This window comes from Bacillus sp. 0102A, assembly GCF_036765155.1.
Taxonomy (GTDB): domain Bacteria; phylum Bacillota; class Bacilli; order Bacillales; family Bacillaceae; genus Bacillus; species Bacillus subtilis_G.
Genome location: NZ_JBAIZW010000004.1, coordinates 314,859 through 327,429 on the forward strand (window position 1 = coordinate 314,859; position 12,571 = coordinate 327,429).

Here is a 12,571-nt window from a genome sequence, read left to right on the forward strand (position 1 = left end):
AGCTGATCTGAAAAAAAAGGAGGAATTCGGTTTGGATCAGTTAAATCAGCAGCAGCAATCCCAAATGAACAAAGGCATCCCTGGCAAACCGCATAAAAACCACGGCGGACATGAAATGTTTGATATGCATGAGGTGCTTTCAGGAACACTTAATGTCCTTGACCAGTTTACGATGCTAAAACAATTTTGTAAGGATCAGGAATTAGTAAACATCCTTGATCGACAACATCAATTCATTGCGTCTCAATATAACTTAACTGCTGAATGCTTTAAAACAGGAAACGAGCCTTCACAAAAAACAGCAACTTATATGATGAAGGAGGACAATCAGACTGTTTACGGCATGCAGCCATCACAGCCTAAAAAACCTGTTCAATCCATGAATGATATTGATGACAGCATTATCAGCCGACAAATGCTTTGCACTGTTAAAGCACAAGCTTCTATGCTGACGATGGCTTCTCTGGAAATGACGAATCCAGCCGTAAGACGCGTATTGTCAGCGCAGATTCAACAATATGTTGAAATGGCTTTCGAAATTTTCCTATACCAAAACAAACACGGCTATTACCAAGTTCCTCAGCTAGATGCGCAGGACATGGAACAAATGAAAAATTCATTTGCTCCGGCACAAGGACAAATGCCTCCAACTCAAGGCGGTATGGGCCAGCAAGGACTTCATTAATAACAAAGGCATTGGATAGGATCTATCCAATGCCTCACTGTTTTCATCAAATGTTTTCTTAAAATCTTTTTCAAATTGATCAAGACTTTCCTTTGTTGCCGATTTAAACCCTTCTGTAAAGTCTCCTTTTTTTGCCGTTTCCTTTATCATTTTTGAGATAACGCCTTCCCCGTATTTGCCCGTCAGCTCATTGATCATATAAAAGCTTTGCAAATAGACATCAGTGTCATATTCGACTCGTGCTTCCTGCCAGTCTTGATCTGTCTGCAAACGGTCAAAGGGCACGACAGAAAACGTGACCGGATCTATGAGCAATTCATAGTTCGCGACCCACTCGCTTAACCCTTCATGAAACCATAACGGAAACTCAGCAGGATCTGCCTCAAGCTCCTTCAATTTTTGGTGAAACGCATGGTGCGTATATTCATGGATCAACAATCTCTGATACAAATAAACCGCTACCTCGTCACCTTCTAAAAGCTTCTTTTTTTCTTCAGGCAACAATCCGATCAGCTGCTCCCGTTCAGAATAAAAACCGACGACATCCAATAAACCTGAGTAATCCTCCATCTGTTTTTCATTAGGAAAAAAAATAATATCAACAGGCTTTTGATTCGAATATCCAATCATTATCTGATTAATACTGACCGCATATTCAAGCGTTTCTTTCGTCAATGGCAGTAAGGGCTTTTCCTTGGAAGTGTAATAAATATCGGTTTGTTTGAATGACTCTTTCTTCATGTGCTTCGTCACTTGTTCTTTCGTTATACCAGATGCCTGCCCTGGCAAAGACAGTATATACAACGTGCTGGATACGATGGCCGAGCTTACAGCCAGCATCACAAGGACTCCGCACAGGAATAGAGCGGATGCCGCACGCTTTTCTATGCCACCCCGCAAACGTCTCCCTCCCTGAGCCGGTCCGTCTTGTACCTTTTATTTTCACTCTATGCAGCAAGAGTTTGCGGTGTGCCATTAACGCCAAAAAAGCCGCACAAATTGTGCGGCTGCTTTGTTCATCCTTATTCGGCTTGCGGGAATATACGCTGTACAGTTTCACTGAATTCATCAAAGAATCCTGCAACCGGATCGCCATTTTGAATCCGATCGCCATATCCCTGCATTCGGTCAACAAAGTCTGGATTGGCAGAAACATAAACATTATCCATATTTTTATCAGTGTCTTTTACTTTATCGGAAATTTTCTTTTTCAGATCCTGTCCAACATCTTCTTTTCCATTTTTCAATACAACTGCAACATACGCTTGATTTCCTGCAACGATCACATTTGCTTGCTCTACTTCTTTCATATCAGAAATTTTATCAGCAGCATCGTCAGCAACTTCTAATTGTTGATTCTCATTACCATTGTTATTGCCATTATCGGTTACATTATTATCGACATTGTCGCGATTGTTATTGACGTCGTTAATATTTCCTCTGCCGTTATCGTTCACTGGATTGCGGTAGTTAACGTTTTCTGGATTTGCATTATCACGTCTGCCCTCACCCTGATTGGCCATACCGCAGCCAGTCATAAGCAAAGGGACAAGAAGCATGGACGCAAGGACTTGTTTTTTTCCAAGCATGTGAATTCCTCCTTTATCACTTTACCTATAGGTTTTTCTAAATAGCTTTAAATATGCATGTAAATCTGAAGGAAATGCTTTCCCGGGAAATAAAACGGTTAATTTGTCTAATGAGGGGGAAAATATGAATACACTAAGAAGGAGGGATTATGTTGTTCAATCAGCGAAAAGGAATCAGTCCCGCAGCATTGGTGATAGGCTCAACTATGCTTATTGCTGCTTTATCGCCTCAGATCCGCAAAAGATTCAGCGGGTTTATCACAGGACAAATGAACAGACGGAATTCTGATAATAAGATGTTTGATGCTTCTAATGTAGGAAACATGGTCAAACAAGTATTGGGCGGCGGCGATAAACAGCAACGTTCACAACATCAAAGCCAGCAGCAAAATGGCCGGCAGCATCAGCATGCCGAACAGCAAAAAACACAGCACCAGCACACACAGTCTCAAACGAGTCAAACCGAGTCAGCTGCGAAAAAAAGACAGTCTCATTATGCTGAACCCATTCATTTTGACCAAAGCGCAATGAACGTTATGGATGATAACACCATGATGGGAATCCTGGAGGACTTAGAACCTGGCCGTTAAAACAACGTGTCATCCAAGATGGATTGCATAATGGTTCAAATGGTTAATTTTGCTTTTCATTTTTCTTGTTTTTTATTTTTCTGCCTGTTTTGGAGTACAATTGGTAGCACTTAAAAATCCTTCTTGCGTGAAATGAACGTTTGAAGGATTTTTTATTTATGCTGCCACTGAATCCAAAGCAATCTTTATTGATTGATGTTACTCCCCACATCAAAAGGTGAAGCAAGAAACTAGTTAACACTGTTACTGCTAATATAACCCGTCTGTTCATTAATAATCTGTCCTTTTTTATGTTGTTTCTTGCTTCAACACTCAATATATAATATTCACTTGACGTTGGAAGTCCTGTTTCTGATGAAAAACTGCGCACTTCAATCGCATTCTAAATTTTCATTCATTTTCATTGAATCAAAATATACATATGCCCGCTAAATAATTCATACAAAAAGTCGCTTTCCCTTACGTAAGGAAAGCGACTTTTTAGATTGAATCCCCCTTAGTATCAAGCTTTTTACTTTTTGAAAATGTGTTGACTATTCAGTTGAACTGTATTATGTTGTTATTAAGTTGAACTATACAGTTAAACTGAAGAGAGGGTGAGGGTATGAAACATAAATTATTACCGTTGTCTGAAACGATGCATTATATTTTATTAGCTCTGCGTGAACCACTCCATGGCTATGCCGTAATGCAGAAAATAGAAAAGATAAGTAACGGGACTGTTATGTTAGCAGCCGGTACACTATACGGTGCGATTGAAAACTTGAATAAACATGGTTGGATTGAACCTGTTGGAGAGTCAGGCCGGAGAAAAGTTTATATGATCACTGCGGAAGGAAGCACCATTTTGAAAATGGAACAAAACAGGTTATTGCATATTTTATCCCTGTACGAAGGAAGTGAATCGAATGAAGAAAATTAAGATGTTTTTTGATATTGAAAAAGAGGAGCAATGGCTGAACGAGCAATTACAAAAGGGTTATCGTTGTACCAATATTAGTGGATTAGGCATATACACTTTCGAAAAAACTGACAAGAGCTATGTGATGCGACTGGATTATCAAGATATTTTATTAAAGAAAAAGTTCAAAGATTACAAAGGGATATATGAAGACTTCGGTTGGATGTATATAAATGGATCCTGGCTTAGCGGAATACGATATTGGCAAAAAGAGGATGATGGTCAAAATGAAATCTTCTCGGATCGCCAATCAAAGTGTCATTATTATAAAAGATTGATGAATTATACTTCTGGTTTAGGTTTACTGTGTTTGTTTTTTTCTTATATGATTTACAAGGATTCAGGTTTATATTTAACTGAAGGTCTTTGGAGTATGAAAGGTGCATGGTTTTGGAAAGCATTTTTATTTGAAACTCCATTTGCTCTTTTGAGGTCGCTTCCCGCCCTTATGTTTGCTTTCTTTGCCATCAGTTTCTATAAAGCGTATCGAAAGTATTTAATGTTAAAAGAAAAATAATGAGGACATGTATTTACCACAGTCAGGCGCTTTTCTTTCATTCGTGGCCGAAATTTAGAAATTACAACATATCGCCGAAAGCCTCTTCAAGAATGTCTTGATCATGGTCAAGAGGAAATCCTTCTGAACCCAGTTACTTTTGGACAGTGGAATAAAAGCATAAAAAAGAACCCATGAAACCTTTACATTACAGGGTTCATGGGTCTTTTATTGAAATGAACATCAAAACGAAGCGGGTTACACGCTGTTACGCTTCTTCAGCTTCAATCACTCTGGATTGATCATTGAATACATTTGAATCAATTTCCTTTGTGATCTTACTCGTAATAAGACCTGATGTCATGCTGCCGCTGACATTCAGAGCAGTACGCCCCATGTCGATTAACGGTTCGATTGAGATTAATAAACCGGCGAGCGCGACAGGCATATTTAATGATGATAAAACAAGAAGCGCCGCGAATGTCGCTCCGCCGCCAACTCCGGCAACACCGAAGGAGCTGATGGCAACGACTGCGATAACTGTGATGAGAAACACCGGATCAAACGGATTCTGGCCGATCGTCGGAGCAATCATCATCGCAAGCATCGCAGGATAAATGCCGGCGCATCCATTTTGGCCGATCGAAAGACCGAACGAACCTGCAAAGTTAGCGATTCCTTCCGACACACCCAAACTTCTCTGTGTTTTAATATTCAGCGGCAAAGCACCCGCGCTGGATCGTGATGTAAACGCAAAGATAAGTACAGGGAGTGCTTTTTTCAAATAAACGATCGGGTTCAAGCCGCTGAGCGTCAGCATCAGCAAATGAATGATAAACATTGCGATTAACGCGGCATATGAAGCAATCACAAACATACCTAGTTTTAAAATGCTGTCAATATCACTCGTCGCGATCGTTTTGGTCATAATCGCCAGCACTCCATAAGGCGTCAGCCGCAAAATGAGGGTGACGACACGCATGACAATGGCATAAACAGCATCAACAAGCTTTTTAAATGTTTCCGCCTGTTCCGGCTGTTTACGTTTTACGCCGAGGAATGCCATTCCAAGGAAAGCGGCAAAAATAACGACAGCGATCGTTGAAGTCGGTCTAGCTCCTGTAAAATCTAAAAACGGGTTTCCCGGCAGCAGTTCAACAATCTGCTGCGGCAATGTTTTAGCTGCCATATCCTCTGATTTCTGCTCAAGCTCCTGTCCCCGCGAAAGTTCAGTATCTCCTTGGTCGACTTGGATCGCCTGTAAATCAAAAGAGAGCGCGGACGCAATACCGACAGCTGCAGCTACAGCTGTTGTTGCAACTAAAATCCCGATAATTAAACCGCTGATTTTCCCAAGATTTTTTGTCAGCTTCAGCTTTGTAAATGCACCGAGAATTGAAATAAAGACGAGCGGCATAACAACCATTTGAAGCAATTTGACATATCCGCCCCCGGCAATATTAAACCAGTCGGCTGTTTGAATGACTATATTTGAAGTCGGGCCGTAAATCAGCTGAAGCGCAAATCCGAATACAATCCCCAGCCCCAGCGCAGTAAATACACGTTTGGAGAAGGAAACGTGTTTTTTCTGCATAGCAAAAAGCCCTAAGATAAGTAACAATAAAATAAATACGTGTAATACGACTAGTAAAGTCTCCAAAGCAGGTAAACTCTCCCTTCAAATTTTCTTTTTTACTATATTACACTAATTCCGATAGGTCAAGTGCGAATTATTCCAGCTTATGATTCCAGTAAAAAAACCTTATATAATCCCTTTTTTGTTCTTTTCTTTCTCTTCCATCTTTAGTACCTTATATAAAGGTGATAACATTTGCTGAAAGAACTGTTTGTAAACTTGACCATTTTAATCACATTCAATTATCTCTTCACCCACCTGTTTAAAGAAAGGTTAGTGCATAAAAAAGACAGCATGCCCTTCCAAGCTGTTAAAGGACTGGCCTGCGGTTTGCTCGGGGTTATTCTGATGTTTTTCGGATTGATCTATCAGCATTCAATCATTGATCTTCGAAATATTCCTATTATGATTGCCGCTCTTTATGGAGGATGGGTTTCAACGGCAACGGCCTTGATTATGATTACCGCAGGCCGCATGCTGATTACGATGAACACATCTGCAATATACTCGGTTATTATCATTTGTATCGCTGCCATCCCGTCACTCATTGTTTCCAGAAGAAAAAAAGTTCAATTAAAACATGCTTTCTATCTTTTAATGATCACAAACAGTATGATTTCCTTTTCCTTTTATTTTCTTATAGATTTACATTCCTTTGAACTTCACTTGTATTTTTGGGCCACCTCATTAGCGGGCGGCATGCTCAGTTTATATATCATTGATCATGAAACAAATGCACATCTTCTTTTTAAACAATATAAGTTTCAGGCGCACTTTGACTTTTTAACAGGCATTTATAACCGAAGAAAATTTGAAGAAATCTCACAAGCCCTGTATCAACAGGCGGCCAATACCCCGCATTTCCAATTCGCACTGATTTATATAGATATCGACCATTTTAAAACCATCAATGACCAGTACGGACATCATGAAGGTGATCAGGTGCTGAAAGAGCTGGGTTCACGGCTGAAGCAGAGCATCCGAAATTCTGATCCTGCCGCACGGATTGGCGGTGAAGAATTTGCCGTGTTCCTGCCAAACTGTACGCTTGATAAAGCAGCCCAAATCGCGGAACGGATCAGGCGCGCTGTCAGTGATACACCGATTGCATTAACAAACGGCGAAGAGCTGTCAGTTACGATATCACTGGGGGCTGCTCATTATCCCAATAATACAGAGCATCCAGAATCTTTGCCGATTCTTGCCGATCAAATGTTGTACAAGGCGAAAGAAGCGGGACGGAACAAAGTGTGTTTTTCAGAAAAAAAAGAATGAATTCAATGTTCGAATTCATTCTTCCAATCTGAAAGACGTTTCAAAGGCAGAAAAGCCGGGACAAGGTCTCCCCGATACTTATTTTCTATAAATGCCGCTGTATCATCAGCTTGATAGAGCTCGATAATAGTTTGCAGTGCCTCCCGATCTTGATCCTCCGCTCTGACAACAATCAAATTCATCTCTTCCTTGGACATGAGCCCGCCGCTCTTTATGGCATGTTTTTCCGGGCTCAGCCCCGCTTTTTTTGCTTCAGAAGGTTTCATGACAAACACGTCGGCGCCTCTCACAGCACCCTGTTGCCGGACTGCTTTCAATTTCAGGTGTCTCGGATTGTCTTTGATCATATCGACTGAACCTGTTCCGTTAAATCCGTTTTTCAGCGTTAGCAACCCCGCCTCCTGAAGCATCGTAAGCGCCCTTCCAAAATCAAACACTTTATCTGGAACGGAAACAATAGCTCCTCGCGGTATATCTTGGATTCGGTCATATCGTTTTGAATAAATGCCCATAGGCGTTATGTATGTCGTACCGAGCGGCGCCAGCTTATGTTTGTATTTTTCAGTGAACGACTGAAAATATGAAATGGTTTGCACGGCGTTGGCATCAATTTCTTTATTTGCAAGCGCGATATCAGACTCCGCATAATCAGAAAAAAGAATCAGTTGAATATCCAGCCCCGTCTCTTCTGCCTTTTCAGCAATATAGTTCCATATTGCCTCGTCAGACTCAGCAATTCCGATTTTTATCGACTCATGTTCTGCCGACGGTGAGCATGCAGTGAATGAAACGAGTAGAATAAAAACAAAACTGCATATAAGCCACTTTTTCATTGTGACCATACTCCTATCTATGTATTAGAGCATGCAAGCAATAATAGACATAAAAATCAAACGCTCTCTTTAGTTGATAAACATTGTCATTTGTAATATTGATAAGTTTTACCTTACTCATATCCAGTAGGGTTGTCAATTCCTATTATATTCTCTTCCCTAAAAGAAGGAATATCTCAGGCAAACGTATGATCACGTATCGAGAAAGCAGATGAATTTCAGTGAATAAATATCAAATTGAAAAATAAATATGGTATTTCACGAAAAAATTTCGTTTAGCAGTTGTTTTTTCTGAAGATTACTGGTAGAGTAAAGGTAATTATTTTTGTTCGAACTATCTTTAAGAAGAAAGTTTTGTAAGAGTTTTCGTCTTGAAAGTTTGTTAAGAGCAAGAATAGTGAATTTAAGCGTTATGATCGCTTTAGGAGGAAATTTCATGTTAGAAGGTAAAGTAAAATGGTTCAACTCTGAAAAAGGTTTCGGATTCATCGAAGTAGAAGGTCAAGACGATGTATTCGTTCATTTCTCTGCTATTCAAGGCGAAGGCTTCAAAACTTTAGAAGAAGGCCAATCAGTTTCTTTCGAAATCGTTGAAGGCAACCGTGGACCACAAGCTGCTAACGTTACTAAAGAAGCGTAAGCATAAATTGATATGAAAAACTGCAGGTTTGCGCCTGCAGTTTTTTTCGATAAAAAAGCTGTTTTGCTTAAGCAAAACAGCTTTTTACATTAGTTCGCAATATCCCGTTTCATAAAGATTCCGAAAGCCAGCAACAGGAAGACAACAAAGTAAACTGCCAGCATAACAACGGAGAAAGTCATCGTCATCCCTTCTACCAACGGTGATCCCTCTACATATTGCATTAAGCTGACATTGGCAAATAAAATATACTTTGCCCAGTCAAACTTCATCGCAATAAATGCAGTGGCTGTCGTACCCGTTACCAATAAAAAGATGGAAAAACCTACTGCCAGCGAGCTGTTTCTAAAGACAGCCGACAGCATAAATGCCATCGTTGCGATCATTAAAGCTGCAACAGATTCCGAGAGATATGTTTTTGCCAAATATCCCATCATATTTTGTTCAAAGATATGGCCATCCTTGTAGATTAAATGAACATTCGCAGCAGTGTCACCGCCTGTCCCGAAAAAGATTAATCCTAATAAAGCAGACCCCATAAATAAAATAAACAGCAATAAGAACCCAAACAGGAGAACTGTAATATATTTAGAGAGCAAAATCTGAAAACGGCTGAGCGGGCGGATCATTAACAGCTTAATCGTCCCCCAATTAAATTCGTTCGCGACAATTCCAGCTGCGATAATAATGGTGAATAGACCGGTCAGGATCGTAAAATTCGCTGAATCTGTTACATAAGACCATACAGTATACCCAGTGTCATCGGGGATGTTATGTTCAATACGATAGTTGTTGACTGTAATAGTTTCTTCATAGCCATCTTTCAGTGAAGGATCTTCTTTGATTTCTTTCTTCAATGCGGCATTTTCCGCTTGAAGCGTTTGTTTCCATTTCGGATTTGCTTCATCGGGCGTAAAATGGTTTGTTAAGAACGCCCAGCCAATCATGGTCAAAGCCAGAATCCCGATCATCACCCATGTTCCGGCACGGCTGAAAATTTTGACCCATTCATTATAAATCAAATTAAGCATGTTGAACCTCCTCTTTTGCTTCACCTGTTACTTCTAAGAAACGGTCCTCTAATGATTTTGCCATTACTTTTACTTCATAAATCCGGATTTGCTGCATCACCAGCAATTCAATGGCCGCAGGGACTTCGTCTTTAGACAGCTTGACTTCTACACCGTTTGTCTTGCCCACCACATCATACTCCTTTAGAACAGAAGCGGCTTCATTCGGCTGCTCAACGTTAAAGAAATATGTATCTTTTTCATCAGTGATTTCATCTTTTACATTTTGAATATCGATAAGCTTCCCTTTTTGTAAAATCGCAATTCGGTCACACATCAGTTCCATTTCTGAGAGCAGGTGGCTTGAAACAATGACAGCCATTCCTCTTTCTCGCGTCAGCTTTTTTAAATGATCTCTGATTTCCCTGATTCCCGCCGGGTCAAGGCCGTTTGTCGGTTCATCCAAAATCAGCACTTTCGGATCGTGCAGAAGGCATTGTGCCAAGCCGAGACGCTGTCTCATCCCAAGAGAATATGTTTTCACCTTGTCATGGATTCTGTCTGTTAAACCGACTAGTTCAATGACTTCATCAATTTTTTCCTTCGTGACGCCCTTGACCATCCTTGCATATTGCTGGAGATTTTTATATCCACTTAAGAATTTATACAGCTCTGGGTTTTCTACGATCGCCCCAATATGCTTAATCGCCTTGGCATACTCTTTCGTGATCGATTGGCCGCAAATGAGCACATCACCTTTTGACAGTTTTATTAAACCTACCATCATTCTGATAGTTGTCGTTTTCCCTGCTCCGTTCGGTCCTAAAAAACCGAATACTTCGCCTTCTCGAATTGTAAAACTAAGATGATCAATGATCGTTCGCCCTCTGATGTTCTTTGTCACATTTTTCAATTCCAACACAGTCTTCATCATGTTCCTCCTCTTTCTTTTCTAGTAAACTTCCATTTTCGATTTAAACCATTGCAAAACAGACATGCCTTCCCGCTCACGAATATCCTCCACGTCACGCTGCGCAACCTTCGCACCATTTGCAAGCACGATGACTTCGTCAAGCAAGGTTTCTATTTCATCAATCTCGTGCGTAGCGATCACGACAATTTGCTGCTCAAAATCAATGTACGAAACCAAGCTGTTTACGATGGAATCCCTCACCATCGGATCAAGCCCGGAAAAGGGTTCATCCAGCAAGATGACGGATGCCCTTCTTGCTAAAGCAAGAACGATTTTCAGCCTGCCCCGATTTCCTTTTGACAGCTTTTTGATCTTTTTTTCCGGATCGAGCTGCATCTCATTCAACAGCTTATAAGCTTGGTCTTCTTGAAAATCAGAAAATTGAGACTGATAGAACTTCACCATGTCTTTTACAGTAAAATGCGGATAAAACATATCAAGCTCTGTAAGATAAGCCGTGTGGCGCACCATATCTCTCGTAACCTGCTTTTCATCCGCTTTAACCAACCCTGATGTAGGAAACAGAAGGCCGGCCATCATTTTTAAAATCGTTGATTTGCCGCTGCCGTTCGGACCGATCAGACCATAAATCCGTCCGGTTGATAAGGAGATCGATACATCTTGAACGGCCGTGTGGCTGCCGTATTTTTTTGATACACATTCTAAAGTGATTTCCATTTCAGCCTCCCTCAGTGAATGTTTTAATCCCTTCAACCATTTCTTCTTTCGTTAACCCCAGCTCTGTCATTTGCTTCACAAAGCCTTCCAACACTTCTCGTGTCAGCCTGTCTTTCAGCTCATCTACGATGGCTGCTTTCTCCGCAATAAACGTCCCTTGACCTCTTCTTGTCTCCACAATACCCAGCCTTTCCATCTCACTGTATGTTCTTTGAATTGTATTGGGATTTACCTTGGTTTGAATCGCCATTTCTCTTACAGAAGGAAGCTTGTCTCCCGGAAGCAGTTCCTTCCTGACCAGCCGATAGAAGATCTGGTCAGCAATCTGCAGATAAATTGGTTTTGAGGATTGGAAATGATTGTCCATCTTCACACCTCTACTTTACGATCAAGCAGTTTTGAAGCCGCGATAAGCAGCATGATTGTGATGACAATAGCGATAGGAAACCCAAGCACAGATAGATGTATCGGTTTTAATTCCAATCTCCAAACGTCACGGAAGTGAAAATCAAAATTACAATAAACTGTTACAGGCCAGAAATGCTTTTGAGATTCTAATAATGGGCTTATGAGGTATTTATCGAGAAAGAACCACACTGTGGCCAGCAGCCCCATCGCAGTCCATCGCATTCCGCGCCAATTCCTTACAGAGTGATAAACAGTCCAGAATACAACTACTGTCACTGACATATATAACGAGGAAATAAGCCCATATATATTCAGCAAAACCGCTGTATTTGTTAAATCAATTTGATGCTCCAGCAGGTTTTTTACAAAGAGCATATGATGAATCCATATGCCATAAGCGGTTAATGCCAATTGAATCAGAAATTGATAGAGCAAAGACGCTGCCAATTTGGAAGAAAGCAGCCTGAAACCGCCATTTGGATTATACAGCCAAAGCTGTGATTTCCCCTCTTTGTGAAGATGATAAAACACAAAAACAGGGGTTAAGAACAGCAGAAAAACAGCAACTGCAACAAAGAAACCAAAAATGACAAGTGGTTCTTTCGTACGAGAAGCTATGATATGACCTGTCACCAAACAGAAAATGATTCCGCAAATCCATACTAGCAACCATATTCTCGAAAGCTTTATATCTTTCTTTAACAGACCTAAAAAAGAATCCATGTCTTTCCCTCCCGGAAGCCTCTTCGGTGTATGAGTACCATAGTACACTAGATCAAACCTGAATACAACATATT

At 40.6% G+C, this 12,571-nt stretch carries 15 protein-coding genes; 6 read left to right on the top strand and 9 right to left on the bottom strand.

All coding sequences use genetic code 11. The annotated features are described in order from the left end of the window. Positions 1–31: 31 nt before the first annotated feature. Complete coding sequence (locus tag V6D41_RS12105; protein ID WP_148964385.1) at positions 32–685, top strand: spore coat protein; 654 nt, start codon at positions 32–34, stop codon at positions 683–685. Here the strand turns inward: V6D41_RS12105 and V6D41_RS12110 are convergent. Next, entirely contained in the window at positions 617–1,585 is a 969-nt protein-coding gene (locus V6D41_RS12110; RefSeq protein WP_333518359.1) for a hypothetical protein, read from the bottom strand. The two genes, V6D41_RS12105 and V6D41_RS12110, sit on opposite strands and share 69 nt — an antisense overlap. A 122-nt stretch (positions 1,586–1,707) precedes the next feature. Next, entirely contained in the window at positions 1,708–2,274 is a 567-nt protein-coding gene (locus V6D41_RS12115; protein WP_333518360.1) for a YhcN/YlaJ family sporulation lipoprotein, read from the bottom strand. A gap of 149 nt (positions 2,275–2,423) precedes the next feature. Here V6D41_RS12115 and V6D41_RS12120 point away from each other — a divergent pair, with 149 nt between their 5' ends. The 3 genes from V6D41_RS12120 to V6D41_RS12130 all read left to right on the top strand — a co-directional run bounded on the left by V6D41_RS12120 (position 2,424) and on the right by V6D41_RS12130 (position 4,342). Beyond that, positions 2,424–2,864 (top strand): hypothetical protein, encoded by a 441-nt coding sequence (locus tag V6D41_RS12120; RefSeq protein WP_333518361.1) that lies wholly within the window; start codon positions 2,424–2,426, stop codon positions 2,862–2,864. A gap of 604 nt (positions 2,865–3,468) precedes the next feature. Continuing rightward, positions 3,469–3,786, top strand: a complete 318-nt coding sequence (locus V6D41_RS12125) for a PadR family transcriptional regulator (protein ID WP_333518362.1) — start codon at positions 3,469–3,471, stop codon at positions 3,784–3,786. Beyond that, the gene (locus tag V6D41_RS12130; RefSeq protein ID WP_333518363.1) at positions 3,773–4,342 is read left to right on the top strand and encodes a DUF2812 domain-containing protein; all 570 of its coding nucleotides are present in this window, start codon (positions 3,773–3,775) and stop codon (positions 4,340–4,342) included. Before V6D41_RS12125 ends, V6D41_RS12130 begins: the two co-directional genes overlap by 14 nt. A 247-nt stretch (positions 4,343–4,589) precedes the next feature. On the opposite strand, the gene tcyP is transcribed toward V6D41_RS12130, so the two are convergent. Continuing rightward, a complete protein-coding gene (tcyP, locus tag V6D41_RS12135) occupies positions 4,590–5,981 on the bottom strand; it encodes an L-cystine transporter TcyP (RefSeq protein ID WP_087993724.1) in 1,392 nt (463 codons plus the stop codon). 171 nt (positions 5,982–6,152) lie between these two features. Between tcyP and V6D41_RS12140 the strand changes: the two genes are divergently transcribed. After that, the gene (locus V6D41_RS12140) at positions 6,153–7,232 is read left to right on the top strand and encodes a GGDEF domain-containing protein (RefSeq protein WP_333518364.1); all 1,080 of its coding nucleotides are present in this window, start codon (positions 6,153–6,155) and stop codon (positions 7,230–7,232) included. Between the two features lie 2 nt (positions 7,233–7,234). Here the strand turns inward: V6D41_RS12140 and V6D41_RS12145 are convergent, their stop codons facing one another. Next, the gene (locus V6D41_RS12145; protein ID WP_333518365.1) at positions 7,235–8,065 is read right to left on the bottom strand and encodes a MetQ/NlpA family ABC transporter substrate-binding protein; all 831 of its coding nucleotides are present in this window, start codon (positions 8,063–8,065) and stop codon (positions 7,235–7,237) included. Between the two features lie 436 nt (positions 8,066–8,501). Between V6D41_RS12145 and cspB the strand changes: the two genes are divergently transcribed. Further along, on the top strand, positions 8,502–8,705 hold the full coding sequence (gene cspB / locus V6D41_RS12150; protein ID WP_010333511.1) for a cold shock-like protein CspB: 204 nt from the start codon (positions 8,502–8,504) through the stop codon (positions 8,703–8,705). 89 nt (positions 8,706–8,794) lie between these two features. On the opposite strand, the gene V6D41_RS12155 is transcribed toward cspB, so the two are convergent. The 5 genes from V6D41_RS12155 to V6D41_RS12175 are packed head-to-tail and all read right to left on the bottom strand — an operon-like array spanning position 8,795 to position 12,497. After that, positions 8,795–9,736, bottom strand: coding sequence for an ABC transporter permease (locus tag V6D41_RS12155; protein ID WP_333518366.1), 942 nt, complete (start codon positions 9,734–9,736; stop codon positions 8,795–8,797). Further along, entirely contained in the window at positions 9,729–10,646 is a 918-nt protein-coding gene (locus V6D41_RS12160; protein ID WP_333518367.1) for an ABC transporter ATP-binding protein, read from the bottom strand. Before V6D41_RS12160 ends, V6D41_RS12155 begins: the two co-directional genes overlap by 8 nt. A 21-nt stretch (positions 10,647–10,667) precedes the next feature. Further along, complete coding sequence (locus tag V6D41_RS12165) at positions 10,668–11,366, bottom strand: ABC transporter ATP-binding protein (protein ID WP_333518368.1); 699 nt, start codon at positions 11,364–11,366, stop codon at positions 10,668–10,670. Position 11,367: 1 nt separating this feature from the next. Further along, the gene (locus V6D41_RS12170; RefSeq protein WP_333518369.1) at positions 11,368–11,733 is read right to left on the bottom strand and encodes a GntR family transcriptional regulator; all 366 of its coding nucleotides are present in this window, start codon (positions 11,731–11,733) and stop codon (positions 11,368–11,370) included. A 2-nt stretch (positions 11,734–11,735) separates the two neighbouring features. Beyond that, complete coding sequence (locus V6D41_RS12175) at positions 11,736–12,497, bottom strand: hypothetical protein (protein WP_333518370.1); 762 nt, start codon at positions 12,495–12,497, stop codon at positions 11,736–11,738. Positions 12,498–12,571 lie beyond the last annotated feature (74 nt).

Excerpts from the sequence above, each read along its gene's own strand:
- cspB (WP_010333511.1), top strand. The coding sequence starts at position 8,502 with ATGTTAGAAGGTAAAGTAAAATGGTTCAACTCTGAAAAAGGTTTCGGA.
- V6D41_RS12115 (WP_333518360.1), bottom strand. The coding sequence starts at position 2,274 with ATGCTTGGAAAAAAACAAGTCCTTGCGTCCATGCTTCTTGTCCCTTTG.
- V6D41_RS12130 (WP_333518363.1), top strand. The coding sequence starts at position 3,773 with ATGAAGAAAATTAAGATGTTTTTTGATATTGAAAAAGAGGAGCAATGG.
- V6D41_RS12175 (WP_333518370.1), bottom strand. The coding sequence starts at position 12,497 with ATGGATTCTTTTTTAGGTCTGTTAAAGAAAGATATAAAGCTTTCGAGA.
- V6D41_RS12125 (WP_333518362.1), top strand. The coding sequence starts at position 3,469 with ATGAAACATAAATTATTACCGTTGTCTGAAACGATGCATTATATTTTA.
- V6D41_RS12155 (WP_333518366.1), bottom strand. The coding sequence starts at position 9,736 with ATGCTTAATTTGATTTATAATGAATGGGTCAAAATTTTCAGCCGTGCC.
- V6D41_RS12160 (WP_333518367.1), bottom strand. The coding sequence starts at position 10,646 with ATGAAGACTGTGTTGGAATTGAAAAATGTGACAAAGAACATCAGAGGG.
- V6D41_RS12120 (WP_333518361.1), top strand. The coding sequence starts at position 2,424 with ATGTTGTTCAATCAGCGAAAAGGAATCAGTCCCGCAGCATTGGTGATA.
- V6D41_RS12170 (WP_333518369.1), bottom strand. The coding sequence starts at position 11,733 with ATGGACAATCATTTCCAATCCTCAAAACCAATTTATCTGCAGATTGCT.
- V6D41_RS12145 (WP_333518365.1), bottom strand. The coding sequence starts at position 8,065 with ATGAAAAAGTGGCTTATATGCAGTTTTGTTTTTATTCTACTCGTTTCA.
- V6D41_RS12165 (WP_333518368.1), bottom strand. The coding sequence starts at position 11,366 with ATGGAAATCACTTTAGAATGTGTATCAAAAAAATACGGCAGCCACACG.